This is a genomic window from Streptomyces sp. NPDC045678, assembly GCF_056432085.1.
In genome coordinates, this window is record NZ_JBWKJS010000013.1 from 80270 (window position 1) to 104274 (window position 24005).

At 69.9% G+C, this 24005-nt stretch carries 29 protein-coding genes and 1 pseudogene; 4 read left to right on the forward strand and 26 right to left on the reverse strand.

Annotated elements, in window-relative coordinates; all coding sequences use genetic code 11:
* Positions 1–237 precede the first annotated feature (237 nt).
* The 15 genes from AC07DO_RS36225 to AC07DO_RS36295 all read right to left on the reverse strand — a co-directional run bounded on the left by AC07DO_RS36225 (position 238) and on the right by AC07DO_RS36295 (position 12794).
* The gene (locus tag AC07DO_RS36225; protein ID WP_479066111.1) at positions 238–1401 is read right to left on the reverse strand and encodes a ParB/RepB/Spo0J family partition protein; all 1164 of its coding nucleotides are present in this window, start codon (positions 1399–1401) and stop codon (positions 238–240) included.
* Positions 1401–2135 carry a ParA family protein gene (locus AC07DO_RS36230; RefSeq protein ID WP_479066113.1) on the reverse strand — a complete coding sequence of 245 codons (735 nt, stop codon included), beginning with the start codon at positions 2133–2135 and terminating at the stop codon, positions 1401–1403. The genes AC07DO_RS36225 and AC07DO_RS36230 overlap by 1 nt, the downstream gene beginning before the upstream one ends.
* Positions 2136–2325: 190 nt before the next feature.
* Positions 2326–2790, reverse strand: a complete 465-nt coding sequence (locus tag AC07DO_RS36235; protein ID WP_479066115.1) for a hypothetical protein — start codon at positions 2788–2790, stop codon at positions 2326–2328.
* Positions 2791–2911: 121 nt separating this feature from the next.
* Positions 2912–3721 (reverse strand): DciA family protein, encoded by an 810-nt coding sequence (locus tag AC07DO_RS36240; RefSeq protein ID WP_479066117.1) that lies wholly within the window; start codon positions 3719–3721, stop codon positions 2912–2914.
* Positions 3714–4406 (reverse strand): SLOG family protein, encoded by a 693-nt coding sequence (locus AC07DO_RS36245; protein ID WP_479066119.1) that lies wholly within the window; start codon positions 4404–4406, stop codon positions 3714–3716. Before AC07DO_RS36245 ends, AC07DO_RS36240 begins: the two co-directional genes overlap by 8 nt.
* Positions 4403–5584, reverse strand: coding sequence for a cell wall protein (locus AC07DO_RS36250; protein ID WP_479066121.1), 1182 nt, complete (start codon positions 5582–5584; stop codon positions 4403–4405). The genes AC07DO_RS36245 and AC07DO_RS36250 overlap by 4 nt, the downstream gene beginning before the upstream one ends.
* Before the next feature lie 626 nt (positions 5585–6210).
* The gene (locus tag AC07DO_RS36255; protein WP_479066123.1) at positions 6211–6660 is read right to left on the reverse strand and encodes a DUF6221 family protein; all 450 of its coding nucleotides are present in this window, start codon (positions 6658–6660) and stop codon (positions 6211–6213) included.
* A 460-nt stretch (positions 6661–7120) separates the two neighbouring features.
* Entirely contained in the window at positions 7121–7549 is a 429-nt protein-coding gene (locus AC07DO_RS36260; RefSeq protein ID WP_479066125.1) for a hypothetical protein, read from the reverse strand.
* The gene (locus AC07DO_RS36265) at positions 7546–7977 is read right to left on the reverse strand and encodes a hypothetical protein (RefSeq protein ID WP_479066127.1); all 432 of its coding nucleotides are present in this window, start codon (positions 7975–7977) and stop codon (positions 7546–7548) included. The genes AC07DO_RS36260 and AC07DO_RS36265 overlap by 4 nt, the downstream gene beginning before the upstream one ends.
* Entirely contained in the window at positions 7974–8879 is a 906-nt protein-coding gene (locus AC07DO_RS36270; RefSeq protein WP_479066129.1) for a WhiB family transcriptional regulator, read from the reverse strand. Before AC07DO_RS36270 ends, AC07DO_RS36265 begins: the two co-directional genes overlap by 4 nt.
* Entirely contained in the window at positions 8876–9172 is a 297-nt protein-coding gene (locus AC07DO_RS36275; RefSeq protein WP_479066131.1) for a hypothetical protein, read from the reverse strand. The genes AC07DO_RS36270 and AC07DO_RS36275 overlap by 4 nt, the downstream gene beginning before the upstream one ends.
* 49 nt (positions 9173–9221) lie before the next feature.
* A complete protein-coding gene (locus AC07DO_RS36280) occupies positions 9222–9506 on the reverse strand; it encodes a hypothetical protein (RefSeq protein WP_479066133.1) in 285 nt (94 codons plus the stop codon).
* Positions 9507–9622: 116 nt separating this feature from the next.
* Complete coding sequence (locus AC07DO_RS36285) at positions 9623–11335, reverse strand: DNA cytosine methyltransferase (protein WP_479066135.1); 1713 nt, start codon at positions 11333–11335, stop codon at positions 9623–9625.
* Positions 11335–12204 (reverse strand): hypothetical protein, encoded by an 870-nt coding sequence (locus AC07DO_RS36290; protein WP_479066137.1) that lies wholly within the window; start codon positions 12202–12204, stop codon positions 11335–11337. The genes AC07DO_RS36285 and AC07DO_RS36290 overlap by 1 nt, the downstream gene beginning before the upstream one ends.
* 80 nt (positions 12205–12284) lie before the next feature.
* Positions 12285–12794 carry a hypothetical protein gene (locus AC07DO_RS36295; protein WP_479066139.1) on the reverse strand — a complete coding sequence of 170 codons (510 nt, stop codon included), beginning with the start codon at positions 12792–12794 and terminating at the stop codon, positions 12285–12287.
* Positions 12795–13020: 226 nt separating this feature from the next.
* Here AC07DO_RS36295 and AC07DO_RS36300 point away from each other — a divergent pair, with 226 nt between their 5' ends.
* From AC07DO_RS36300 to AC07DO_RS36310, 3 genes and pseudogenes are all read left to right on the forward strand, one after another.
* On the forward strand, positions 13021–13368 hold the full coding sequence (locus AC07DO_RS36300; protein WP_479066141.1) for a hypothetical protein: 348 nt from the start codon (positions 13021–13023) through the stop codon (positions 13366–13368).
* A 172-nt stretch (positions 13369–13540) separates the two neighbouring features.
* Positions 13541–14434 (forward strand): GIY-YIG nuclease family protein, encoded by an 894-nt coding sequence (locus AC07DO_RS36305; RefSeq protein WP_479066143.1) that lies wholly within the window; start codon positions 13541–13543, stop codon positions 14432–14434.
* Between the two features lie 86 nt (positions 14435–14520).
* Positions 14521–14649, forward strand: a pseudogene (locus tag AC07DO_RS36310) (DUF6011 domain-containing protein); the annotation flags it as partial.
* On the opposite strand, the gene AC07DO_RS36315 reads toward AC07DO_RS36310, so the two are convergent.
* Genes AC07DO_RS36315 through AC07DO_RS36325 form a run of 3 tightly spaced genes read right to left on the reverse strand, consistent with a single transcriptional unit; the run spans position 14650 to position 17536 of the window.
* Positions 14650–15780, reverse strand: coding sequence for a hypothetical protein (locus AC07DO_RS36315; RefSeq protein WP_479066145.1), 1131 nt, complete (start codon positions 15778–15780; stop codon positions 14650–14652).
* Positions 15777–16418 (reverse strand): hypothetical protein, encoded by a 642-nt coding sequence (locus AC07DO_RS36320; RefSeq protein ID WP_479066147.1) that lies wholly within the window; start codon positions 16416–16418, stop codon positions 15777–15779. The genes AC07DO_RS36315 and AC07DO_RS36320 overlap by 4 nt, the downstream gene beginning before the upstream one ends.
* Positions 16415–17536: a tyrosine-type recombinase/integrase gene (locus AC07DO_RS36325; RefSeq protein ID WP_479066149.1), complete on the reverse strand. Its 1122-nt coding sequence runs from the start codon at positions 17534–17536 to the stop codon at positions 16415–16417. Before AC07DO_RS36325 ends, AC07DO_RS36320 begins: the two co-directional genes overlap by 4 nt.
* A gap of 126 nt (positions 17537–17662) precedes the next feature.
* Between AC07DO_RS36325 and AC07DO_RS36330 the strand changes: the two genes are divergently transcribed.
* Positions 17663–18403 (forward strand): hypothetical protein, encoded by a 741-nt coding sequence (locus AC07DO_RS36330; protein WP_479066151.1) that lies wholly within the window; start codon positions 17663–17665, stop codon positions 18401–18403.
* A gap of 13 nt (positions 18404–18416) precedes the next feature.
* Here the strand turns inward: AC07DO_RS36330 and AC07DO_RS36335 are convergent, their stop codons facing one another.
* From AC07DO_RS36335 to AC07DO_RS36370, 8 genes are all read right to left on the reverse strand, one after another.
* A complete protein-coding gene (locus AC07DO_RS36335; protein ID WP_479066153.1) occupies positions 18417–18725 on the reverse strand; it encodes a hypothetical protein in 309 nt (102 codons plus the stop codon).
* 120 nt (positions 18726–18845) lie between these two features.
* The gene (locus AC07DO_RS36340) at positions 18846–20543 is read right to left on the reverse strand and encodes a hypothetical protein (protein WP_479066155.1); all 1698 of its coding nucleotides are present in this window, start codon (positions 20541–20543) and stop codon (positions 18846–18848) included.
* 13 nt (positions 20544–20556) lie between these two features.
* Positions 20557–20901 carry a putative phage holin gene (locus AC07DO_RS36345; protein ID WP_479066157.1) on the reverse strand — a complete coding sequence of 115 codons (345 nt, stop codon included), beginning with the start codon at positions 20899–20901 and terminating at the stop codon, positions 20557–20559.
* Complete coding sequence (locus AC07DO_RS36350; RefSeq protein ID WP_479066159.1) at positions 20901–21140, reverse strand: DUF7620 family protein; 240 nt, start codon at positions 21138–21140, stop codon at positions 20901–20903. The genes AC07DO_RS36345 and AC07DO_RS36350 overlap by 1 nt, the downstream gene beginning before the upstream one ends.
* Complete coding sequence (locus AC07DO_RS36355; RefSeq protein ID WP_479066161.1) at positions 21106–21435, reverse strand: hypothetical protein; 330 nt, start codon at positions 21433–21435, stop codon at positions 21106–21108. The genes AC07DO_RS36350 and AC07DO_RS36355 overlap by 35 nt, the downstream gene beginning before the upstream one ends.
* A gap of 72 nt (positions 21436–21507) precedes the next feature.
* On the reverse strand, positions 21508–21828 hold the full coding sequence (locus AC07DO_RS36360) for a hypothetical protein (protein WP_479066163.1): 321 nt from the start codon (positions 21826–21828) through the stop codon (positions 21508–21510).
* Positions 21829–21866: 38 nt separating this feature from the next.
* The gene (locus AC07DO_RS36365; RefSeq protein ID WP_479066165.1) at positions 21867–23045 is read right to left on the reverse strand and encodes a peptidoglycan-binding protein; all 1179 of its coding nucleotides are present in this window, start codon (positions 23043–23045) and stop codon (positions 21867–21869) included.
* On the reverse strand, positions 23042–23863 hold the full coding sequence (locus tag AC07DO_RS36370; RefSeq protein WP_479066167.1) for a hypothetical protein: 822 nt from the start codon (positions 23861–23863) through the stop codon (positions 23042–23044). The genes AC07DO_RS36365 and AC07DO_RS36370 overlap by 4 nt, the downstream gene beginning before the upstream one ends.
* Positions 23864–24005: the final 142 nt, after the last annotated feature.

Genomic DNA, 24005 nt, shown 5'->3' on the forward strand with positions numbered 1-24005 from the left:
CTCCCCCAGGGACCCGCTCCCCCAGCCCGGCGGCCGGCCCCCTGCGACGGCGACCGGCCCTCCCCACCCAAGGCGCACAGGGCGTGCGCGGGAAGGGCCGGGTCCTTCGATCACACGACCGAGTGACAGAAAAACCCCGGCAACGGTCACAAACTGACCGGATCTGACTGGTCGACAGATCGGCCCCCGCTCCCCCACCACGGGCAGGGAAACGGGGCCGACAGCCGCACCGGGACGTCAGGACGCCGGGGCGCTTTCCTTCTCCAGGAGCTCGCCGACGAGCTTGTGCAGGGCCTCCAGCTTGTCGCGCTCCATGTGGTTGCCGAGCAGCCGGGCGCAGATCTCGGCACTGCCGTAAGGGAAGTTCCAGCCTGCAGTCTCTGGCGCCAGCGCCTCAGGGGCCCGCTGCTCGGGAAGCCCGTCGGGCTGTTCCTTCGACTCGGGACCCGCCGAAGTCTCCCCCGGCCCGCCCTCGCCGCCACCTGCGTCATCCGTGGCGGCGGGCGGCGTCTGCTCCGGCTTGAGTTTTACGGCCGTAAAACTCGGCTCGGTCCCCGCTGGCTTCTTCTCCGAGGTCTCGGGTTCAGTTCGCCGCTGCTCCGCGCCGGCGCCCGCGGTCCGGGACGGAGCAGCGGCCTTGGTGCCCCCGCCGGTTTTGCCTGCGACCTTCCGGTCCTTCTTGTCCTGCTTGAGCTTGTCGGCGGCCTCCTTGAGCTCCTGCTGCTTCTGCTGCCACCAGGTGGCCTGCTCCTCTTCTGACCACGCGTGGTCGCGCGCGAGCTTGCCGAGTGTGCGCGCGTGCTCGAGCGGAATGCCCTTCTTGCGCACGAGGTCCTGCATCGGCGTGGCGAGGTGGGTGAGGAGGATCCGCTGGGTCACCCAGCCGTCGGCCCGCTCGAAGTGCTGCGCGACCGCACGGTTGGAGCCGAACTCCTTCACCAGGGACTGGACGGCGTACGCCTCTTCGACGGTGTCGAAGTTCTGCCGGTCGACGTTCTCGGAGACGACCGCCTCGAGGAACACCTTCCTGCTGGCGGCGAAGTCGTCGTTGATGACACAGTCCAGGGCGGCCATGCCCACGACGGTGGCCGCGCGGAAGCGTCGCTCACCGCTGACGATGACCACGTCGACGTTGCCGACGGTCTCGGCGTGCTCCGGCCACAGCTTCAGGTAGGCCCGTTTGGTGACCACCGGGCATGCCTGGTTCTGGCGCCGCTTGAGGCTCTTGCCGAAGTCGATGAGCTGGTCGCGTGTGCCGAAGTCCTCACGGGGGTTGACGAGGTTCGGCGCGATGCGAGCCAGCGGGACTCGCAGCAGGCGCCCGTCGGCCTTGGTGTCGACGACCTTCTCGTCGTCGTCTTCCCCGAGGAAGTCGTCGAAGGCGTTACGGTTGCTGGCCATCAGAGGGCCGCCTTCTGCTTCTGGCTGCGCAGCTGGTGCTCGAGCGCTAGGGCGAGGAAGTCCTGCTTGGCCTTCGTCGCCGTGTGGTTGGACATGTACTGGGTGACGACCCGTCCCTCGGCCAAGGCTCGGGCGTGCATGCGGAAGTGCCGGACGTCGGCGTTGAACAGGCTCCAGCCCTGCTTGCGCACCATGTTCTGGGTGCGCTCGAGGTCGAGCTTGCCGTCGCGGGGTTCCCAGTTGCTGATGACCACCCCGTACGGGAGGTCCCGCGGCTTGATGACCTTCTCGATGGTGGTGCGTGTCGGCTTGAAGCCGGCGGGGTCGGTCTCCAGCGGCACGATGACGTCGTCGGCCACGTCGAGGACGGCGCGCAGCGCGTCGCCGACCGGGCCCTCGCCGAGGGGGTCGATGCTTTCGCCGTCCTCGCCCAGGGGCAGGAAGCCGGGCGTGTCGACCATGACGATGCGGGCCTTGGCCTTGCGCAGTTTCCGCAGGCTGCTGATGTTGCCGCTGGCGTCGATGACCCTGAAGGGGACCTTGCGGCCTTCCTTCTCGATGTGTTCGGCCCAGTCGACGCTGGTGCTCTGCGGGTCGATCGAGACGACGGCGACGTTGGGGTCGCCCTGATCCTCGTCGGCGAGGATCTCCGCGTAGACCGCTGCAAGCTGCATAGCGATCATGGATTTTCCGATGCCGCCCTTTTGGTTCAGGACGACCGTGATGTGAGGCATGTGCTCTCCGAGTGCTTCCCGATGGTTCCGGTACTTCGGACGGAGAGCATCATTCCAGACGGGTTCGTGTGGCTGGTGAGCCGTCCCGGGTGCCTGAGAGTTTTACGGCCGTAAAACCCGTGCGGTGCCCGAGGGTTCGCCGCGCTGACCCGAGGTTTGCAGTCGGGCGAGTTTTACGGCCGTAAAACTCTCAGGCGACGTCGAGCGCCGTGCCGTCGCTGGGCAGGACGGCCCACAGGGCGAGGTCGTGTTCCTCGGGGACGATCTCCTCGGCCAGGCAGGCCCTGCGGTGTTCCTCCACGGCGGCCATCAGCTCTTCGGCCTGCCCCTTGTACCGGTCGATGGCCGAGTGCAGGTTGCCGAGGACACGGATGTATTCCTGGCGGGCGTTGATGAGCTCTCGCTGCCGGTGTGCCGGGTTCTCGTCGGCGATCTCTTTGCGGCGGATGCCAGCCTCGAGGGTCTTGCGCAGGTTGGTGAGGGCCGTCTCGGTGCGGGTCAGGCATGTGTGGTGCCCCAGGCTCCGCCAGATCCACTGATTGCGGCGGTTGAAGTCCAGGTGCTTGGCCACCAGCTGCTCGTAGCGGTGTCGGGGCAGGGTAAGGAGTTCAGCGGAGGTTGGGGTGCCGGGCGGGAGGTTGTGCTTCAGGTTCATGGGGGCTCCGTGTGTGGCGAGCAGGCGACGGTCCTGTCTTGATGGTGGCGGGGATGCTCGCGGGCCTTCCCTCCGCTCATGGGCGCGGTTCGGCATCTGAGTTTTACGGCCGTAAAACTCGCTAGGCGACGTCGAAGGCGCGGGGGACGGGTTGGTCGCCGGCGTGCTTGCGGGCGATGGCGGCCTGGCGGATGCGTTCGGTCTCGTCCAGGCCGGCGCCGTTGAGCCGCTCGAGACGCTCGCATTCGGCGACGGCGTCGGTGAAGGCCTGCTCGGGTTCCCGGTTGCGGAGGTCGGCGAGCGCCGTGTCCTGTCCGTCGATGGCGGCCTGCAGGAGCGGACTGCGCCGGGTGCGGTCGGGCCGGTGGGCGAGCGCCGCCTGGCGAGCGCGCTGGTAGCCGGGTGAAGCCGTCTCGCGGGTCTTCACCGGCCGTTCAGTGCGCGGCGGTTCTGCGGGAGCTGGGTCCGCGGGCGGGCGCTCGGGGCGGTATCCGACGGGCAGGATCCGGATGCGGGCGACGATCGGCTTGCCGAGCTTGTCGTTGATCTGCTTGGCGAGCTGGCCGCCGAGGAGCCGCAGCGCGGTCGCGGTCGCATCGGTGCTAGGGCGCAGCACGAGGATGCCGCGCTCGGCGTCGTAGCCCTCGGGGTGGACGGTGTCGGCGAACTGCGGGCACAGCACGGCCCAGCGGTCGAGGACGTCGCCACCGCCGAGGCTGATCTGCCAGTCCTGCTCGGCGGAGAGCCTCCGGAGTGCGGATCCCAGGTTGGCGGGGTCGCGGCGTTCTCCGGTGCGGACGGTGCGTCGCGGCTGGCGGGCGGCCTTGCGTGCGGGCTCAGTCTTCGCGGTGGCCTTGTAGGCGGCGAGCGCCTGGCGGGCCAGGTCCACGCCAGAGCCGGGTCCGCCAGGAGTAGTGGGTGAGTCAGACACGGGCGGCCGCTCCTCCCGGTTCGAACCGGAACACCGGGATGCCTGCTGCCTTAGCCCGGTGGATGGCGTCAGCTGTGCCGCGGGAGCCATCCCGATGGAAGGCCAAGCAGAGGTGCGCACCGATGTCGACCATCGTCTGATTGCGGTGATGTCCGGCCAGCGGGCAGTAATCGCCATGCTGTGCGGAGTTCTTCCGATGAGGGGCCGGCGGGCAGACGTCCAGGCAAGGGCCGCCCCAGTTTGCGGGATGCGGTTCGTGGCACTTTCCGTTGTCCAGCGCCCACTGCTTGGCGATGGCGTCGGCGCCCGTGGGGCAGTCACCATGCACGATGACTAGGCGAGCGCTAGGCGAATAGACCTGGGTGACGTCGTGCCAGACACCGAGCAGGACATCGGCGACTGCTTGCCGGTCGCTCCATGTACGCGACCCAGTGATCAGGACACGGACTTCCTGGATGGCGCCCAGGATCTCAGTGATGCAGGGTTCGCCGAGTTGGGCATTGAGCGTCTCCACGAGCTGGGGTGCAGACAGACGCATGACGCGCAGCGCTCCTTCGTCGGCGCATTCCACGACCAGTCGGTTGCGAGGAGCATCGAACCACGATGCCTGCCACCCAGCTGTGCCGTCTCCGTCGATGACGTTCCAGGCGTCCGCCAGCCGGCTGCTGATAGCCACATTGCTCATACCCCGGCCTCCTGACGTCCCTGTTGGCGGATTGCGAAGGTCACGAGACGCTCTCCGTACAGGTCCAGAGCGTCATCGGGGTCCTCGTCGTAGTGCTCGGCGACCTCCTCCCAGCGGTCCCAGCCGTACAGGCGGGCGTGGCGGCGGTCGTCGTCGGTGCGGGCCGGGACGGCGAACAGCTCGGCGAGGGCGGCCTGCTGTGCAGCGAGAGCCTGCCAGGCGGCGTTGTCCTGCGGCGCGGTGGAGGCTTCCTGCGCGGCCTGCTCGGCGGCGAGTTCCGCATCCCGCGTCTGCTGCTGGACCAGGCGGGCGTGGATGAACGTGGCGGGCTGCTTCGGTCGGCCGCGCAGGCACAGCCCGTGCAGCTCGGCGGCGATCTCCGGGGCGCACAAGCCGCGGTCGAAGTACGGCCGCAGCACGTAGGCCAGGCGCCGGATCCGCTCGCCCTGCGTCCAGTTGACCATCGCCCGCACCAGCTGCGTCTCCCGGATCTCCCGGGCCACCTGCTGCGGACTGCGGCGGGCGTGCCCGTCCTGGCCCTGGCTGTTGCTGCTGGTCTTCTGGTGGGGGAGTCGGTCGGTTCGACGGCTCGCGCGCTTGCGCGGGGTGTTGTTAAAACCACCCACCATCTCAACCTGACCCACTTCTCTGGCTGAGCTAAGGGAAGGGGGCTCACGGGTCTCGGAACCCGGGTTGTCCACAGGCGGGTTATCCACAGGCTCCGGGGTCTGCCTGCGCTGGTCGATGACGATCCGCGCCTCATACCCGGAGCCGATGAGCGTGTGGCCCATCGCGTGGTCGTACACGGGCGGGATGACCGCCGCGTACACGGTCGCGGTGGCCGCGTACCCGCCGAGTCCGAGCGCGCGGCGGATGTTCGCCTTCGTGCCGTGCACGACCCAGGCGAGCGCCCCGAGCTCGCGGAGGATGGCGGTGTGGCGCTTCACGGTCGCCTTCGACACGCCGAGCCGTGCCGCCGTCTCGTCGAGGCAGTAGCGGACGTGTCCGAGGTCGTAGTCCATGCGCGCGGCCAGGTCTCGCGCGACGGCCAGGGTGGTGGAGTTCGCCTTCGGGTGGTGGCCAGCCGCGATGAGCCACTGGACGGCGCGCAGCCAGCGGCGCGGCCCGCTGCGGCGGGAGGCGGTGTGCTCGACGGACTGGGCGCGCGTGCCGCGCACGAGGTCGGCTCGGAGTGACGGGTTGGGGGTGCCGTTGAGGTACTCGATGTCACTCGGGGGAGGGCAGATTACGGACGAATCGCCCGCATGGGACTGGTGAAGCTGACAAGAAGGGTGCGCGTACTGCAAGATGTACCTGCCTCGGTCTGCTGGATCAGGGCATGAAAAAGCCCCGCTGTGGTGGTGGGTGCAAAATTCGCCTCTCGGGTTGGCCCCCGATTGGCCTTAGCTCGTCAGTGAACGGCGAGCCGTGGTACGTGGCCGCGAAGCCGGACAGTGGATGGCAGTCCACCGAACGGGAAGCGGCCAGGCGGTTGAGGAAGCGTCTCCCTGGCAGGGGAGCAGCAGAACCTCCCGCAGATAGCGCTACGTCATCTGATCTCCCTTAATGGGTGAGGTCTGTCCCTGCGCAGGAGCGAGGGAAGTTTCTTCGTCGGGCATCACGACGCCAGCGGGTGTCCATATGACGTAGCGCCGGTACTCGCCTGCAACGACGGCGAGGGCCCAGTGGTTGTCGGCGTGCCCGAGAATCTCGTTGCACATCGCTCCGCGATCGGGGCCGGGAGCTGGGTAAGTGGCCGAGCACAGTTCCCTGTCCGGGAGATCCGGCGCCACGCGGGGGGCGGTCATCGCTCGTCTCCCGTCCAGCCGTAGCCCTCGGCAAGATTCAGTACAACCGGGCAGGCATCGTCGTGCCCGAACTGAGTCCACTCGTCGAGGTAATCCGTCTCATCCGTGGCAGGGCAGGAGTGCATCCTGCCGCCGTGGAGCTGCAGCAGCTTCCGGTCGGCGGCGCAGCGGCGCAGCACCGACTCCGGATCGTTCGCCGCGATGTGGGTGGCGTTGTTCCAGACGTTGCGGGCGTCGTCCCACGGCGTGTGGCTCATCGTGGGCAGCCAGGCGAGCAACTCGGTGTCGTTCCACTCACCCACCAGGACGGTGGCTGTGTGGCCTCCCAGGTCCAGGTGCGTGTCGTGCGTACGCCACGTTCCCTGGGTGGCAAGCCGTGCTGTGTCTTCCCGCTCGGCGATGGCGGTCTCCATCCAGGCGAGGATGTCCTCGCCCTGGGCGGTCATCGTGTGCTGCGGATCGTGGTGACAGGGCCTGCGCCGTACATCGCCGGTGTGATCTTCACGGCGGTGGCTGAGGTCCCACTGTCTGACACCCCGGTTGTCCGGGTACTCTCGTGCATGTCGGCACCTTCTACTCGTGGTTGTGTCGACGCGGTCGACACCTTCTTGTCGCAGAGAGGGTTCGACCAGGCCCCCGCTCCCTGGTCCGGCAAAAACCAGGGGTTTCAGTGGGGGCTTCGTTCTGCCCTCGGCCTTCCGGGCCACCCGTTACCTGAGTGGTCGTCTGGCGCTGGGCGCAGCCTATCTGTTGATGCGTCCACTCTGCTACCTCCTCGGCAGTTGTGTCGCTTATCCGACTGGTCATCAGATATCCAGCTCATCGCACGGGCGTGCGGCGGGAGTTGCGTGTCCTACCAAAAATGGAAGTAAATAACGTGATCTTGCAGGGTGCCCCGTATTCGGACTACGAGGCTCTGGCCAGCAGCAACGAAGGGTCAGGCGGGGCGGTTGGGTTGGGCATGGTGGTGACCTTTCCGGGTTCGGGGTCGGTGTGGGGGCTGGTGTGGTGGGTGGTCCGGTTGCGTCGTGCGCCGCGGTTGGCGGTGGCCGCTTTGGTGCAGATGGGGCAGCGGCAGCCGAGTTTGATGTAGCGGGTTTCGTCGTGCGGCATGCGTTCGTCGCGTACGCGTTTCCCTGCGGCACGGGCGGCGGTGCGGGCGGCGGCGAAGGTGGGGTCGGTGGCCGCGGTCTTGGCGGCCCAGCGGGCGGTGATGCCGACGGCCGCGGCGGCTTGGGTGAGGGTGGCGCCGTCGGTGAGCGCGGTCAGGTACTTCTGGCGTTGGTGGGTGTCGAAGGTGACGGGCCGTCCGCGCTGGGCGCGCGGGCCGGTCACTCGTGTCCCCCACGGACGTGGTCGTGGTCGAGGTCTGCGGGGTGCGGTACCGGGGGGAGGGTGTTGAGGGTGCGGGCGGTGAGGCGGCCCATGGCGGTGTGTCCGGCGTCGGTGAGCGCGGCCTGGAGCCGCTGGAGGGTGTCGCGGTGGAGTTGGGGGCGGGCGGCGAGGTGTCCGGCGCGGTAGCCGACGGCGAGTCCGGCCTGCCAGATACGGGTGACGGTGTCGTCGGGCAGGCCGAGGTCGGCGAAGGTGAGGGTGGGGAGTTTGCTGGGGGTGGCGGTGGTGTCGAGCATGGCGGCGGTGATGAGGCCGGCGAGCCACTGGCCGCTGCTGGTGGCCCGTTCGGCGAGCGCCTGGTCGACGGCTGCGTTCGTGTCGGTTGGCGGGTGGGGTGTGTCCGGGTGGGGGCCGGTGGGGGTGGTCACGCTGCGGCCTCCAGGAGCACGGTGGGGTGTGGGGGTTCGGGCAGGGGGAGGGGTTCGGCGGTGTAGGTGGTGAGGAGCCGCAGTCCGGCCCGCCCGCCCCTGGCCGCCGTACCGCCCGTGCCTGCCCGGCCGGTACGGGCCGCGCGACGGCGGGGAGCGGCGGGTGCCGGAGGGCGGTGGGTGCGGGTGAGGGGGAGGGTGTCGAACGGGGGGAGGAGGAGCTGGCGGGGTGCGCCGCGGGCGATGCGGCGCTGGCGGGCGCCGTCGGTGGTGGGGGCGGCGGCGACCGGCCACCGCCCGTCCGGCACCACCCGCAGCCCCTTGGGCAGCAGTCCGTGGTCGGCGGCGAGGGTGAGGAGCTGCTGGCGGGTCGCGGTCTCCTTGTCCAGGCCCAGCAGCGTGCACAAGGCGCTGCGGTGCCAGTTCGCGGTCCGCACATCCATCCCCGCGCGGAACGCGACGAGTTCCTCGTCGGTGTCGCGGGCGAGCGCGGCCAGCACCGCCCTCTTCTGCGGGGTGCGGGCGTCGGCGAGCGCCTTCTCGGTGGGGCCGGCCGGGCTGGTGGTGCGGGCGCCGATGAGGGCGCGGTGGCGGTCCAGGGCCCGCATTGCGCCGAGGATGCCCTCCGGCTCCACGAGTTTCCCCTCGGGGGTGAGGGTCATGGCGTAGGCGGCGCACTGGGCCAGGACGGGGCAGCGGCGGCAGATGGCCAGGGCGGCCTGCTCGCGGTCCAGACGTTGGCGCTGTGGTTCGGCGCCGTCGCCGGTGTAGGGCAGCCACGCGTCGAGGGGCACGTCGGGGTCGCCGGCCGCCATGGTGGGGGTGTCGGGGTCGGGTGCGCATCCGCGGTAGGCGTAGTGGCGGTGCTCGGTCAGGTCCTGGTGGGCGGTGGTGGTGGTCATGCGGGTCCCCCTTCCGTGTGCGGGTCGTGCGGGTGCTGGTGGTGGGCGGCGTACGCGGTGTCGAGGATGTGGTTGGCCTCGGCGAGGACCGCGGCGTCGGGCGGGGGAACGTGGAGGCGGGCGGTGAACGCGGTCAGGTCGCGGTGGTGAGCGGCGTCGGCCAGGCGGCGGGTGGCGCGTTCGGCGGCCAGCGCCTGCTGCAGCTGCCGGTGACGGTGCGCCAGGACGACGGCGGCCGCGGCCGCGAGAGCGGTGGTGAGGATCGTGAGCAGGGTGTGGGTGCGCGAAAGCACGGTCCTCACCACCTCTCTGTCAGGGGAAGGGGGAAATGCCGCCCCTGGGTCAGGGGTGGCGCTTGGAGGCGTGCAGGAGTTCCTCGACGGCGAGGCGCTCGGCACTGTCGCGGCCCCGGAGTTCGGCCTGCCGCTGCAGTTCCAGCTCGAGCTGGTCGCCGAGTTCGGCGGCGCGGGCGGTGAGCTGGTCGACGAGGTGCTGAATGCTGCCGATGTGCACGTCGTGGGGCAGCAGGCGCCGGGCCCGGCGTCGGCGGTGCCAGCAGATGAGGGTGCCGCCGAGCAGGCTGGTGCACAGCAGCAGCGGCGGCAGGGTCAGAAGCAGGTCGTCCACGGCGGTTCTCCGATCAGGCGAGGGGGTCTTCCCCGGGCAGGCGGTGCGTGGGGGTGATCGGGTCCGGTGGGGCGGACAGGGAGGGCGGGGCGCTGGGAGGCCCCGCCAGGCAACAACTACGCGGCGGCGGCGGTCAGGTCGCCGCGGTCCAGGTGACCGTGGAGGCTGGCGCGCAGGCGTTCGCCGATCCAGGTGCCCACCTGCGGGCTGACGGCGTTCCCGAAGCCGTCGACCTGATCCCGGGCCGTGCCCCACACGCGGAAGGTCCCGGAGTAGTCGCGGAAGTCCACGTCGAAGCCGCATCCTCGGCCGATCTCGTGGGCGGCCATCATCCGGTAGAAGCACTCCTCGAACGGCACCTGGGAGAGTGCGGGCCCCCAGTTCGCGGTGAGCAGCGCGGTCGTGTCGCGGGAGGTGAGTGTGCCGAGCGGGTCGGTGACGGGGTGGGCTGCGGTTTCGGTGCCGGTGGGGCCGTTCTGCTTGAACCAGCCGGCCGCGGTGAGCAGGCCGGGGATCTGGTCGGAGGTGAACGTGGACATCGGTTCGGTGTGTACGGCGGGCACGGTGTGCTTGCGGTAGGGGATGACGCCGGAGGAGACGACGGCGAGGGTCTCGGAGGCAAGCTGGGTGGGCAGCGGCTCGGCTGCGCCGCGGGGTGCGCCCTGGTAGTTGTCGACGGCGAGGGCGAGCGCAGGCTCGCCCCACAAGCCGTGCCCGGTCGACAGGAGCGCGGCCTCCTGCTGGCTGATCTGTGTCGCCAGGGGCTGGATCAGGAGCCGTTCGGAGCCGTGGACGCCCTTGGCGGGCATGAGGATCGCCGGGAAGTCGGCGAACTTCTGGCGGCAGCGTTCGATGCGGGCCGTCGTGGATGCGGCGAACGGGCCGCGGTGGCCGTCCTTGAAGTCCTTGATCGGCCGGTCGCCGATGCGGGTTCCGAGATCGGTGAGGTCGAGGGCGGTGATGGACGGGGTGGCCGGCGGCTCGACGCGGGTCCGGCAGGACGGGCACCGGTACTCGTACTGCTCGCCGTAGGCGACCTTCCCGGTCGGCGGGATACCGGTGCGCCACGTCCAGACGGCTTCGACGTCCTTGTCGCAGCGCTGGCACCGGGACACGGGACGGTGGTCCAGGTCGGGCATCGGCAGCGACTTGTGGACGAACACCCAGTAGCCGCGGTTGCGGGACTGCGGCACCCCGAAGAACTGGCTGTTGAGGAACAGCACCCGGTGGTTGTAATCGAGCAGGTCGAACTGCTTGAGCCACCACCGGTAGGTGGTTCCGTCGCCGATCTTCTTGCTGCCGGGCAGGAGCGGCCCCCACGACTGCAGCTCCGTCGTGCACTCGACCAGGATCATCCGCGGCCGGTGCTTCTGCGCGTAGTGCAGCACGCAGTTCGCCGTGGCCCGGTCCCGCTCGGAGCGGGTGACCCTGTCCTCGTAGTCCGGGTCGTCCATCCCGAACAGCGTCAGGCCCTGCGCGTAGGCCTTCTGCGTGTTGGCCTGGGAGTGGTTGACGCAGCTCACGCCCGCGACGAGGAGGTCGGCCGCCGGGAGGTCCCGGGCGGAGTGATAGTCCGCCGCCGCCGGGTCGACCAAGTCGGCGATCCAGTGTTCGGCCTCGGGGTGGTTCGCCTCGTGGACCTCGACCTTGTAGGTGTCGTGGTTGGCAGCCATGATCACGGAGAATCCGGCGCGCTTGATGCCCTCGGTGAGACCGCCGAAGCCGGAGAACAGGTCGACAGCGACGTACTCGTCGTGCCGGAAACGGCGGGGGCGGGTGGCTGGCCGGTGCGTGGCGGTGCGGGTCTGCTGCATCGTTCTACGGGCCATCAGGCGGCACTCCCCTCGGCGTTCTTGCGCTTGCCGGCGTTCAGCTCGGCGATGCGTACGGCGAGCAGGTCGTCGAAGGTGGTCCACTCGGATTCCGGCGGCGGGCCCTGCACCTGGGTGTCCTTCAGGCCGGCCTTGCGCCCCTCCAGGCGGATCTGGGCGAGCGCCAGCGGGTTGTCCCAGCAGTTGCGGTACTGCCCGACCAGCCGGTCCAGGTCGCCCGACGCCGCGGCGGGCTCGTCCTCGGCGCTCCCCGACGCTGCCGCCTTCGGGTCTGCCGACCGTGCGGCACCCGTGACGTACCCGTCGTCCTCCGCGGTCTTTGGGTGCTCGCTCTGCGCCTCCCGCAGATCCGACTTGGCCCACAGGTCCAGCGCGGCACCGAACCGCATCGCCGCGTTCCGCAGGGCGTCGCCGATGGCCTCCTTCACGGCGTTGGGGCCCTTCTTGCTCTGCGCGTCGCCGTAGCCGAGCCGGGTGTGCCCGCACACCGTCAGCCGGATCCACAGGCCGCCGTTCTCGTCGAACTGCGGCAGGCCACGCTGGTCGAAGGCGACCGGCTCCCAGTCCCACAGCGGGTCGGCTTCCAGCAGCCGGTTCGTCAGCTCGGCATGCCCGACGTAGCTCAGGTCGACGTGCGCGGTGGTCAGGTAGTTGCCGCAGTCCTTGCACTGCGCCTTTCGGTGGTCCTCGCAGACCTTGGTACGGGAGTCCGAGCAGCGCTTGCACCACAGCTTGGGCAGCGCCTGGATCTGCTCCTCCGGGAACTCCCGGCGCAGCATCTGGAGTCCGGCGGCCTGGTTTTGGGTGTGCGAGGTGGGGCCCTCCGCCGTCGTGCTGGTGGCGGGGGCCTCGATGGCGTGCGCCATGAGGTCTCTCCTATGGGGATGTCACGCGGTCGGGCGGGGCCTGGTGTCGGCGTCCAGGCCGGCGCCCGCAGCCCGCGGCGTTACAGGGCCTGCTCTTCGTCGGTGATGCCGTACTTCTCCATCAGCCACGCCGAGGCCACCCGGGCCTCGGTGACCGTCCAGCCGAGCTCTGCGGTCGCCGCCGCCGTACGCTCGCCGACCTGGCGGCGCAGCGCCGCATCCGGGGTGACGTTCAAGTTGGCCTTCGCCACACCGCTGCCGCGGCGCGAGCGGATCGGCTGGCGCGGCGTCCACCGGCCCGCGAGGAACTTCTCGTAGCCCTCGTTGACGTCCTCGCTCAGCACGTTGCCGGCCTCCTCGGCCAGCTTCTTCAGCCGGTCACGGATCGCCTTGTTCATATGGATCGCCATGTTCTTCTCGCCCGCGCTGCCGGAGGCGGCGGCGGGCGGGCGCAGCAGTTCCCACCCGCGGGGCGCGAGCAGGGAGTCGAGGAGGTCGGCGTGGCCTGCTTCCCCGAGTTCGCGCAGGCGTTCCGAGGCCACGACCAGCTTGGCGCGGGTGACTTCGTAGGTGGGGCGGGTGCGGGCCACGGGGGGTCCTTTCGGCGGGCGCCGTTCGGACCGGGGGCGGCTCGGCGGGCGCGTGGGGGCGTTGGCCACGCCAGTGTCCTCCATATCTGAGTGCGTGCGCCATGAGGTATGACGTCACGGGTCCCGGAGGTGTTCGTCCCGGTGGTCACCACAGTAACGGCAAACCTATTGCTTACGCAATAGGTTATGGATATGGTGGAACCACACCACGACCCAGGGGGACCCGATGAACGCCAGCGCTCGGCAGACCCGACAGACGATCCGCACCCGGACCCACGCCCAGCGCGCCGCCGCCCGCGCCCGCCGCGCCCTCTCCACCGGCCAGCCCCAGCCCGCCCGCACCCAGCTCGTTGCCGCCGGACTCGACGACGCCACGGCCAAGCGGTTCGCCAGCGCCTTCTCCAAGGGCGTCACCCCCACCGCCACCACCCAGACCAAGGTCAAGCTGCGCGGCCGAGCCGCCAAGACCGTGACGGTCAAGCTCTACGACCACGCCACCTTCACCGCTCGGCTCGCCGTCTACCGGCCTAAGAACCCCACCGCCGCCGCCGCGTTCGCTTCACTGGCCGCCTGACCCTAGACATGAAGAAGGCCACCGCCCCGAACCGGGTGGTGGCCTGGAATCACAAAGATCGCGCAAGCGCAGTCTACCGCTGGGACTGACCAGAGGGCCACCCCCTGTTCCTGAACTGGGAGATCACGTCACCATGCAGCGATTCGCCGTCAGATGTGGATGCGGTCGATCTATGAGCCTGTACGGACGTGCTGGCCGCGACGCCTTCCGCTGTGGATGCGGCACGCGTGTCCAGGTCATTGCGACGCCCGTCACCACCCGGCTCTGCACGTTCGGCGACTGCCGCATCTTAGCCACGACAAAAGATCCACTGCGTTTCTGTCCCGACCACGAGGAACAAGCGGCAGCTCTGCTGGCACACACCGCTGGAGCCGCCAAGGTGCGCGAGCTGGAGATAGGCCTGGCCCAGACCCGTACGACATGGAATCGTAAGTATGGGTACGGAACCCTTCCGGTCCCGCAGAACAAGCGACACGCCCCACTCGTCTACTTCGCACGCCGGGAACGCCTCATCAAGATCGGAACCACGACGAACCTTCCCCACCGGCTGAGGTCCCTACACGCAGAGGCGTTGGCAACAGAGCCTGGCGACCTCGTCCGCGAGCGACAACTGCACCGACGCTTCACGCACTTGCTCGCCTCAGACCGAAGCCGCGAATGGTTCTACCCGGAGCCAGACCTGATGGCGTACATCAACGAACTCCGTGCCGCATCCGGAAACCCGCCGGTCGACAGCCCGACACCGAACATAGGGCCATGCGTTGAGCTGGAGACCTACCTGACGGAAACCACTGGAGAACACGCCGCCCGGACCCTCACCCACGACGGCGAACTCCTAGGCGGTCACATGAAGAAGGTGAGGTTTGGCCGGACCAACCGTCGCCCACTCGTCCACGCCGCCGTCACAGGCACTTGGCCTACCCGGAGGACTGCCGTGGCAGCCTGCGCTCAATCCAAGGAGATCGGGACCGGATCAGGAGGGCTGATGGCCGCCTCCACGGTGCCAAGGAACGACCGATGCAAACGGCCGTCATGCCGTGCCCGGTGGGCAATGCTGGACAATTGATCGAGAACACTAGACTCATGGCCCGCCACCAGCAGGAACCCCTTCCCGCCTCACCACCCGGCGCACCCGCCCGCGTCTGATGCCGCCGCTGCGGCCGAGAACTCCGGGACGCCGACTCGCGCCTGGTCAGGCTCGGCCCGGAATGCGACCTGGAACGGCGCACCCGCCACGAACGCCGCGACGTCGGCCAAGACCCGATACCCGGCCTGGAGTAGCTACTCCTCCAGGGGCTCCACCATCACGGAGCGCCGCAGCTGCTCCAGCTTCACCGGCATCGGCTCCCACCCGTACGCGCCCGCCATCACGAAGTTCAGCGCCTCCACGCCGCGGGCGTAGGACTGGCGGATGCCCTGCGCGCGGATCGGCAGCCCCGGCGGGCCCGCCTTCGTCGCCACCAGCGTCACCCACAGCGCGTCCTTGCCGCCCTCCAACGGGCCCACAACGTCCTTGCGCAGGTCCAGCCACTGCCGGAGCGCGACCCGCGTGCCCTCCCGCAGCCCGTACCGCTCCACGACCGGCCCGTCCTCCCACGACGCGGCCTCCGCCAGCACCCGCTGCCACGTCGCCTCCGCCACCTGCCCCCGGTACACCGGATTCCCCGACAGCACCTTCGACACCGTGGAGCTCGGCAACTCCAGCGCCATCGCGAGATCCTCGTGCCGCACCCCGGAGGACTTCTGCGGCCGGCGCACCACCCGCAGCCACTCCTCGCCCGGCCCGACATCTGTCAGCCGCATCGGCTCCATCTCACCCGACCGCGGCGCCGCATCCAAAACCACCGCGACCATCGCCAACAACCGGGTGCGCTCCTGCGGGGACAGCGCGATCCCGTCCCGCTCCAGCGGGCCCCGCCCCGCAACCTCCACCAACTCCCGGTACACGGCCGCCATCTGCTTCGGGCCCGTCACCGGCTTCAACTCGGCCTGCTCCAGCTGCGGCAGCCGCACCCGCTTGCTCGGCACCACCAGGACGGCGAGCATGCCCAGACAGTCCCGCACCACCCGCAGCGACGCCACCGGCAGCGGCCTCCCCAGATTCTTCTCGAAGTGGCGCAGCATGCCGCCCTCGGCGAGCTCCCAGAACGGGCGCAGCGCCGCCCACGTGAACAACTGCTCCACCGACCGGCGGGAGCGCACCGGCATCTCCTCACGGCCCACCGCCCGGTCGAACATGCCCACCACCATCCACAGCTGCCGGGCCCGCTCCTTCGACACCTGCACCGGTATCCCGCCCGCGCCCGGCACCCGCTCCCGCGCCTCCCACCGTCCCGGATCGCGCGGGGCGACCTTCTCCACGCGCGCCGCCAACTGCCGCACCGACGGTGCGCCGTACTGCTGGCCGCTCATGCGGCGGACAGCCGAGCCCGGCGGCCCATGCGCTCCACGTTGACCAGAAGGCAGATGCGGTCGTCGTCGTAGGCCCAGCGAGCAACGCCACCTTCCTGATGCAGATGCATGAACGTGCGACTCGGCTTGGTGGAGCCGACCTCCAGGGGGACGCGCCCCGCCGGCAGCGGATGGACGACCTTGACCGGCGTGGTTCCGCAGGAGGTGATGAACCCGGTCCCCGTGGACTTTTCCACCTCGATGGGTTCCGCCCAGGAGAGGTCGCCATCGCAGTCACCGCCGTGCTGCTCCATGTCCAGCTCGGCGCGGAACAGGTGGTGGACACCGCGCAACTTGGCTGCGTTGCCTACCCGGTCGGCGTCCTGCCCCGGGCACGCGCCCACCGAGATGTCTACCTTGGCGTACAAGCCGCTCATCAACCCCGTGTGGACCTTCAGGTAGGCGGCAACCTGCTCCAGCGGCCAGGAGGCGGGTGCCCGCATGGTCTGCCTGATGCGGGCGACGTACCGGGCGTCGATGTCCCCTGACTTGAATCGGGCCCGGTGTTCCGCCAGCACGGCAGCCGCTCCGGGATCGGACAGCACATCGTCCAGAACCAGCTCTGCGATCTCCTCGTGCAAAGTGCGAGCGCTACTCACGATGGCTCTCCCTGGGTGACGAATCGGTCGACGAGATGGTCGTACACCGCGACCGCCGCGGCGGCGTGTTTGGCCTTCAGGGCGTCGGAGTCGCGGCGCCGGATGTACCGCAGCGTCGTCTCGATCGCCGCATGATCGGCATAGTCCTGGATCTCCTCCACCGGGGTGCCCGCGTCGTGCATGTGGGTGAGCTTCGAGGCGCGCAGCACGTGCGGGGTCAGGTCCCGGCCCGGCAGCACCTGCGCCTCCGCGCCGAGGCGGGTCAGGAGCCGGTCCACGCCGTGCCGGTCCATCGGCCGGTCCTGGTCGTCCAGCAGCAGCTGCCCCTTCGTGCGGCCGGCGGTGGCCACGTCCAGCAGCGCGCACAGCCGCTCCGGCAGCGGCCAGACGCGGCCCTTGCCGCCCTTGCGCCGCAGGTCCAACTGCCGTTTCTCGTCCTGGGACTTGAGGTGGTGCAGGCCCGCGGTGCAGCACTCGCTGACCCGGCCGGCCAGGGTGTAGATGAGGACCGGGATCAGGGCCTGCCGGGCGGTCTCCGCGCAGTCCACGACCCGCTGGAACTCCGGCACCTCCAGGATCGGGGTGGCCGTCGTCTCGTCGTGCGGGTCGACCTTGATCCGGTCGTGCTTGGTGACCGGGGAGGTGATGGACAAGTCCTTGGTGCGCCACTTGGCGTACTCGGCGAGCGAGGTCAGCACCGACAGGCGCCGGTTGATGGAGCGTGGCGCCTTGCCCTGCGCCTTCTGTGTCTTGGTCCACGTCTCGATGATGCCGGGCGTGATGGCGCCGACGAAGAACTTCCCGTGGCCGCCCAACTCCCGTGCCACCGCGGCCCACAGGCGCAGGTCGTCGGCGTAGGCCTGCTTGGAGGTGATGGCGGGCACGGCCTCGGAGCCGAGCCAGGAGGTCACCAGGAGGAAGGTGTCGCGGTCGCAGATCTCGGCGAGGATCTCCAGGCGGTAGCGGCGTTCGCCGAGCCGCCGGGTGCGCGGGTCGCGCGGGGCGACGGTTCCGAGGATGTCGCGGAGCCAGAACAGCGCCTCCTCGGCACTGCCGGGCGCGGCGAGCTCTGCGCGGGGGCGTCCGGCGAGGACCTGACCGACGATCACCTCGTTCATGATCCGATTCTAGTCGCTCTTAACCCACATTATGCGCGTGCCACAGAACGATTCTGCGAGCAACTGCCCTGGGCCCCGCGTAGCCCCCGTATCCTCAACCACACCTTCGACACGGCAGGGAGCCCCGTGAGCGAGCAGCCCCCCTCTGACGACACCGAGCCCGAGGACGGCGACGAGCCCCGTCCCGACGAGCCGACGGCGCCCCGAGGCCAGCGCCCGATGAACTACATGCGGTTGCAGAACGATCTGCTGCGGCTCACCGGCCGCAACATCCCGCTCATCACCGCCAGCAACACCCTCAGCCAGTTCATGCGCGAGACCTCGCCCATGCGCCAAGCCATGGCGCAGATGAGAGACCTGGGCATCACGCCGCCCCACTCACACATCTCAGCCTTCCAGCACCTCTCCGAGACGCTGAACGAGCTCAGGGCCCGCCGGCTAGACCTGACTCCGCCAACGCCACTGCTCCAGGCCCGTGCTGCAGCACTGCAACTCCGGGACTTCTACCCCGCGTTGAACGTCCGCGACCTCACTGCCTTCACCTTCCCCATCCCCGCCGACCTCGAAGAGGAGCTCGACAACGACCTCGACGAACTCGAAGAGCCAGCCCGGCAATTCCTCCGCTCCCAGGGACCGCTCAGCTGGACCGAGCAGCGCAGGCTGTTCGCCCTCTACGTCACCGCGTTCTTCTTCATCCTCCTGATGACCGCGGTCATCGAGAGCGAAGCGGTGAAGGAACTGGGCGAGGACGCCAGCCTCGTCTGGCCCGCGGCGGCCGCGGCTGGCCTGGTTGCGCACAAGCACTGGGACAAGATCAGCCCCCGACCGCCTGGCGAAGAGGACGACGAGGAAGACGGCCAGGCGTAGGAGGATCAACCGCTCAGGCTGTCTCCCCGTGGTGCTTCAGGGCGGCGCGGGCCTTCATCCGCTCCTCCGCCGGCACGCTCTCCCAGAACGGATGCGTCACCACCAGCTCCGCCGCCTCCCGGTAGGCTGCGCGCAGTTCCGCCTCCCGCGCATGGTCGTCCTCCGTGTACGCCTTCGTCTCCCGCCGCTCCGTGTCGCGCTGCAGCGGCGCCCCATCCTTCAGCGTCACACCGGAGTCCACCGGCAGCGCCTCGATCTCTTCTCTTAGTTTTTTGCAGGCGAGAGAGGCCTCGATGAGGTCGGAGGGGAAGTCGAAGGACATGCCGTTTATCGTACGTGCGCACGGCGGGAACCGAGCGGAGCACACACCTGTGCAAGATCACGTTATTTAGTTCCGCTTTTGGTAGGACACGGGGCGCGCAGCCGACACCGCAGGCCCTGATCAGGCACCGACCGCCGCCCACGGGCCCGCGAAGTCCGTGCCGACATTCGAGGCAGGGTTGATCGTCGACGGCATCGTCGTGCGGCCGGAGCCGTTCGTCGCGAACCGGTACTGGGAGGCGGGCAGGCCCAGGTTCACCGCGGTGTCCACGCCGGTCCAGCCGGACCCGCGCGTGAGCGACGGCGGCACGGAGGCGTTGAAGAGCAGCCCCACCCAGACGAACGTGCCTGCGGTCAGCGCCTGGCCTGTGATCGTGGTCGTCTTCAGCGAGGCCGACGCGAAGGAGGTGTCGACGCCCGTGGACGCCAGCAGGGTGCCGCTCGAGTTGTACAGGCCGACGTGGTTCTGGCCGGCGACCGCCGAGGACCCTGTGATCGCCACCCACCAGTAGATCTTGGTGACGGTGACGTTCGCGGCGATGTTGATGCGCACCAGGTACAGCGTCCCAGCGTTCAACGAGGTGTTGTTGACCGCGAGAGCGGGGTCGAACGCCCAGGCGGCTGCCCCGTGTGCGGCGGGTGTGTCCTGTCCGAGGGCGTGGCCGGTGACGGCCAGGCTGCCGCTGATGGTGCCGCCCGTGCTCTGCAGGGCGCCGGTGATGCGGGTGTCGTCCCCCGCTGCCACGCTCCCGCTGCCGGTGCCGACGCTCCGGGTGGCCGCGGTGCCGAGCCCCAGGCTGGTGCGCGCCGTGCTCGCGTCGGTCAGGTCGGCGAGGTTAGCGGTCTTGGCGAGCTTCCCGTCGGCGTACGCGCGGTCGCCGTGCGGGTCCGCCGCGGCGACGTGGTCGCCGAGCGCAGTGGTAGCGGCGGCCCGGTCCCCGTGCGGATCGTCCGCCCCGGTGTGCGCGGCGACCTTCGCCGTGGCGTCCGTGGCGGCGGCACTGGTGGCCGCGGTCTGCGCCGCCGCGGCTGCCCCTGCCGGGTCGTAGGCGCCATCGGCGCGCTGCACTTCAGCGTCGACCGCGTCGTCCACCTTGCTCTGCGCGCCGGTGACGGTCTCGAGCTGAGCAGTGTCAGGGATCCCGTGGACGTCCGTGGTGTCAGCCGCGTGCGCCGCGACCTTGCTAGTGGCATCCGAAGCTGCGGCGGTCTGCGCGGCGTTCGCTTTCGTCGTGGCGTCGGTGGCCGCCGCTGTGATGGCGGCGGACTGCGCCGTAGCAGCAGCGCCGACAGGGTCGGCGCCGACGTCGGCGGCATCCAGGGTGACGGTGCCGGTCTGCCCGTTGACGGAGTCGACCGCGCCGTCTCCCCCACCGCCGCTCGGCCCGGCCGGTCCCTGCGGTCCGGCGGGACCTTGCGGTCCGGCGGGACCTTGCGGTCCTGTCTCGCCGGGCACGTATACGACGGTGCCCTGCCCGGTCTGCGTGTCGGACAGGTCGACGCGCAGGTCTCCTACCCAGTGCGTGCCCGTGTCCGGGACGAGGATGTGGGTGATGATCGGGGTGCCGTCCGCGGTCCGGCCCTCCTGGATTGCCCACAGCGTGTCCCCCGCCAGCGACTCGATCCCCGAGTTCGGGGTGAGGTCGACCGTCCACGCGCCGTCCCCGGACGGCGTGATGGGCCTCGGCTGAACCAGCTCTCCAGGCACGGCGGCGACGTAGCCGACGGCCGGCGTGCCGGTGACGTCGACCAGCGTCGCGCGCATCTCCACTCGCTGCGGATTCGCCGCCCCGATCAGCGTCCCGGTCACCGTCGTCATCGTCGTACTTCCTTCAGTCGGGCGGCGGGCCGGGCTGATCCGGCCCCACGTCGTGCAGGGCGGCCGCATGCTGCGCCCGCCCCACCATCCGGGTGCGCTGCACGATCAACACGGCGATGCCGAACAGGAGCAGCGTGCGGACAGAGCGGAATACCGCTGCCGGCGCTCCGTGGTCCCATGCGCTGATCGCGACGGTGTAGGCGCACAGAGCACCGATGGCGAGCGTGAAGGTCATGATGTGACGGCCCACGGCCGTCGAGCGCCACGGTGCGTGCCGCGCGTACTTGACGGCGAACACCAGGCTGCACAGGGCGACCAGGCCTGAGGCTGCAACGTTGGCCATCTGCGCGCAGTCCATCACCGGGGCCCTCCCTCAATGGCTTGGCGGAACATCTCCGCGAAATGGTTGCGTTCCCGCTCGCGCGCCAGCCGCGCGGCGATACGGGCGACGGCCGGGCGGTGCGCTTCGACCGCCCGGCGCGCCTCCTGGGCACGGGACAGAGCCGACTCGGCTTCCCGCTGCCCATGGGACTTGCCGGTCTCCGGGCGCGGCGGGGCGGGCTTAGGGCGGCGGCGCAGCAGCCGTGTCCATCGCATCCCCGGGCACCTCCCCTCGGATTGCGCGCAGCACCGTGGTGGCGGTGTGGCCCAGTTCGAGGAGCTCACCCACCTGTGCCTGCGACTCCATGCGTGCGGCCTCGCTCTCCCGGTACGCCTCACGCCATGCATCGCGCTCTCCGACCAGAGCCTGGAGGCGGTCGTCGCGGTCCTTGCGGACGTCCTCGAGGACGGAGCGGGGCACCAGGCGGCCGAGGATGATGAACAGCACGACGATGGTGACGATGGCTACGGCGCCGCCCTGCGCAGGGTTGATGCCGAGCAACTCGTTCACCGGTGCCGCTCCTTGTCAGTGGTGGTGTGCGGGGCGCCGCTGCCAGTCGGCGCCCGCGTGATGGGTGGTAGGTCAGGCGCTGCGTACGGCACTTCGGGCGCCGACGTCCTGCGCCTTGCCGGACACGCCGGTCGGCTTCCACAGTCCGAAGTGCGTCAGCACGCCGGTGCCGAAGGACACCGCCCACAGGATGACGGCGGATCCGACGCTGTAGCCGTCGTCGTGCGGTCCGGCAAACTCGACCAGGAACCCGTTCAGGGCTGTCAGGGCGAGGAGGAGGACGGCCTTGGTGCCCGCAGCGGTGACGCGGGTGGTGACCAGGCCGACGAGGACGGGCAGGACGACGCTGATCGCGAGGCCGAGCCAGTACGCGGTGTCGAGGTGGGGCTGCATGGCGGTTCCTTTGGGTGGGTGGGGACGTGCGAACGGGGTCAGGTGTTCGGGACGCGGAGCTTGTCCCAGCTGGTCTTACCGGGGTAGCCGTCGGCGTCGGCCCCGGTGAAGCCGAGCTTCTTCTGCCAGCGGCGGTAGGACTCGCGGTCGGCGTTGGTCCAGTTCGGTCCAGGCCCGGACCGGTAGGCGCCGCAGCCCTCGGCGACCAGGCGCCGCCCCATCGCGGTGATGATCGAGCTGTGGCGGCCGCCGTGGAAGAACGCGGTACCGGGGAACGGTTCGTAGGCGGGTGACGGTGTGGTGGGCGGCTTCGGGCTCGAGGAGCTCTTGCCGGGCACGATGGTGGTGTCGATGGCTCCGGGGTCCCAGTGGTCGTTTCCGGGCACCTGGCCGTGCGAGAAGTGCCCGCCTCGGGTCTGCCAGGTGGTGCGGGAGCGGCCCGCTTTCGCGACGGCGGCCGCGGTCGCCAGGGGCTTGCCTGCGGGCCAGGTATCGGGGATGCCGTGCGCGCGCATCGCCGCGAGCAGCTTGCGGAAGTTCGGCTTCTTGTCCGGGTCGAAGCCCTTCGTCCACGGGCTGGCGGCGCGGCCGAGGACCTCGACCTGGATGTTCACGCGGCCCTCGCGGTTCGTACGACGCCCGCCGTCGTTGCGCAGCGCCCGCCCGGACTTGTTCAGCGGCCCGAACTGGCCGAGCTTGTCGCTGATCGGGTCGTAGATGACCTGCGGCTCCGCACCGACTCGGATCAGATACAAGGCGATCGAGTTGAAGTAGCTCGCACCTGCCGGGGACTCGGTGGTGTGCCAGGTGGCCCGCGGCGGGTTGCCGGGCGTGTCCATGGCTCCGCCGATGGCCTGCCCGCCGAAGCGGGTGACGCCAGAGATGTAGGCCGGGCCTCCCCCGCCGCGTGGCATCTCCAGGCCTTCGGCGTCCTGCGCGTCGCTGTCGCCAGGCGTCTTGGCGGCCGGGTCCGGGTCGTACACGCGGTACTCGGCGGCGTCGGTGGGGACGTACACGTCCAGGTCGCCGTCGTCGCGGAGCACCATGAACGCGCCTTCGAGGCGCGGGTGCTCGCGCACGAACCGCGGGGAGTCCTCCAGGGCGGCGATGGCGCGGACCTCGTCGACGTGCGCCTGGTCGACGGTGCCCAGGTAGGTCGTGGTCGGTGCGGCTGCGTCGTCCTCGAGATGGTCGACGGCTACGTGGAAGGCGGTCATGAGCGTTTCCCTGGGTCGAGGCGGGGCTGGATGAGGTCGATCTCGTCGCGCAACTCGAGGTATGTCGTCAGGAAGAGGCGGCCGTCACCGTGGTCCGCCCAGCTGCTGCCCCAGCTGTTTCTGAAGCGCAGAACGCAGTGTTCGGGCAGGAGTTCACCGTCAGAGGTCGCGACCGCCTCGAGAGCGACGACGCACACCTCGTGGCCACCTTCGACCGGGGAGGCCGCCCAGGCGCCGGTGTCGATGAAGCCGTCCCGGTCGGGCTCGTTGAAGGCGCTGAACCAGGGCAAGCCCATGAGGACGGGGCCGGTCTGCAGGAGCGTGCACAGCTCTTCGGCGGTGGTGGCGTGCGCGTACTGGTCGATGAGGCCGCGGGCCCGCATCGCCTTGGCGACGCCGAGCCCCGAGGAGCCACAGTCCTGGTCGGGCCAGGCCAACTCGTGCCACTGGTCTTGCTCTGTGGCGCCGGCGTACAGGTCGATCGCGAAGCGCTGTGCGGCGGTCGTGTCGTCGACATCGAGGCCCGCCTTGGCAGCCTGCTCCTTGGTGAGGAGGTTGGACAGCAGGGCGGTGGCCGCGTTGCCGGTACACGAGGCGAGGGCGTCGAGGTCGTCGTCGAGACCGTAGGTCAGGGACAGATGGATGCCCTGCTCGCGAAGGTTCTGCTGGTCGAGGACGGGTATCCGCGGCTCCCATGCGGTGGCGCGCAGCATCTGCCCGTCGTAGCGGCGCCGGTAGGCGAGGCTGCGCGGGTCGAGCACGTGGTGTCTGCCGAGATGCTTTTGCGCGTCGTACGTACGGACCGTGATCTCGGGCACTCGCCCGTCCCTCCATGCTCCCCGCGCCACAAAGTGGCCTGGCGTGCGGACCGCCGGGGCGGTCGTCCCTCGGGGAGTGAAGCTTCGGGTGGAGGGTCACCCGGTGATCTCAGGCTAGAGCCTGTGGCCGCTGGTGTTGCCC

Coding starts and splice junctions, on each gene's coding strand:
- AC07DO_RS36225 (WP_479066111.1), bottom strand. CDS start 1,401: ATGGCCAGCAACCGTAACGCCTTCGACGACTTCCTCGGGGAAGACGAC.
- AC07DO_RS36230 (WP_479066113.1), bottom strand. CDS start 2,135: ATGCCTCACATCACGGTCGTCCTGAACCAAAAGGGCGGCATCGGAAAA.
- AC07DO_RS36235 (WP_479066115.1), bottom strand. CDS start 2,790: ATGAACCTGAAGCACAACCTCCCGCCCGGCACCCCAACCTCCGCTGAA.
- AC07DO_RS36245 (WP_479066119.1), bottom strand. CDS start 4,406: ATGAGCAATGTGGCTATCAGCAGCCGGCTGGCGGACGCCTGGAACGTC.
- AC07DO_RS36255 (WP_479066123.1), bottom strand. CDS start 6,660: ATGACCGCCCAGGGCGAGGACATCCTCGCCTGGATGGAGACCGCCATC.
- AC07DO_RS36270 (WP_479066129.1), bottom strand. CDS start 8,879: ATGACCACCACCACCGCCCACCAGGACCTGACCGAGCACCGCCACTAC.
- AC07DO_RS36285 (WP_479066135.1), bottom strand. CDS start 11,335: ATGGCCCGTAGAACGATGCAGCAGACCCGCACCGCCACGCACCGGCCA.
- AC07DO_RS36290 (WP_479066137.1), bottom strand. CDS start 12,204: ATGGCGCACGCCATCGAGGCCCCCGCCACCAGCACGACGGCGGAGGGC.
- AC07DO_RS36300 (WP_479066141.1), top strand. CDS start 13,021: ATGAACGCCAGCGCTCGGCAGACCCGACAGACGATCCGCACCCGGACC.
- AC07DO_RS36305 (WP_479066143.1), top strand. CDS start 13,541: ATGAGCCTGTACGGACGTGCTGGCCGCGACGCCTTCCGCTGTGGATGC.
- AC07DO_RS36315 (WP_479066145.1), bottom strand. CDS start 15,780: ATGAGCGGCCAGCAGTACGGCGCACCGTCGGTGCGGCAGTTGGCGGCG.
- AC07DO_RS36325 (WP_479066149.1), bottom strand. CDS start 17,536: ATGAACGAGGTGATCGTCGGTCAGGTCCTCGCCGGACGCCCCCGCGCA.
- AC07DO_RS36335 (WP_479066153.1), bottom strand. CDS start 18,725: ATGTCCTTCGACTTCCCCTCCGACCTCATCGAGGCCTCTCTCGCCTGC.
- AC07DO_RS36340 (WP_479066155.1), bottom strand. CDS start 20,543: ATGACGACGGTGACCGGGACGCTGATCGGGGCGGCGAATCCGCAGCGA.
- AC07DO_RS36345 (WP_479066157.1), bottom strand. CDS start 20,901: ATGGACTGCGCGCAGATGGCCAACGTTGCAGCCTCAGGCCTGGTCGCC.
- AC07DO_RS36350 (WP_479066159.1), bottom strand. CDS start 21,140: ATGCGATGGACACGGCTGCTGCGCCGCCGCCCTAAGCCCGCCCCGCCG.
- AC07DO_RS36360 (WP_479066163.1), bottom strand. CDS start 21,828: ATGCAGCCCCACCTCGACACCGCGTACTGGCTCGGCCTCGCGATCAGC.
- AC07DO_RS36365 (WP_479066165.1), bottom strand. CDS start 23,045: ATGACCGCCTTCCACGTAGCCGTCGACCATCTCGAGGACGACGCAGCC.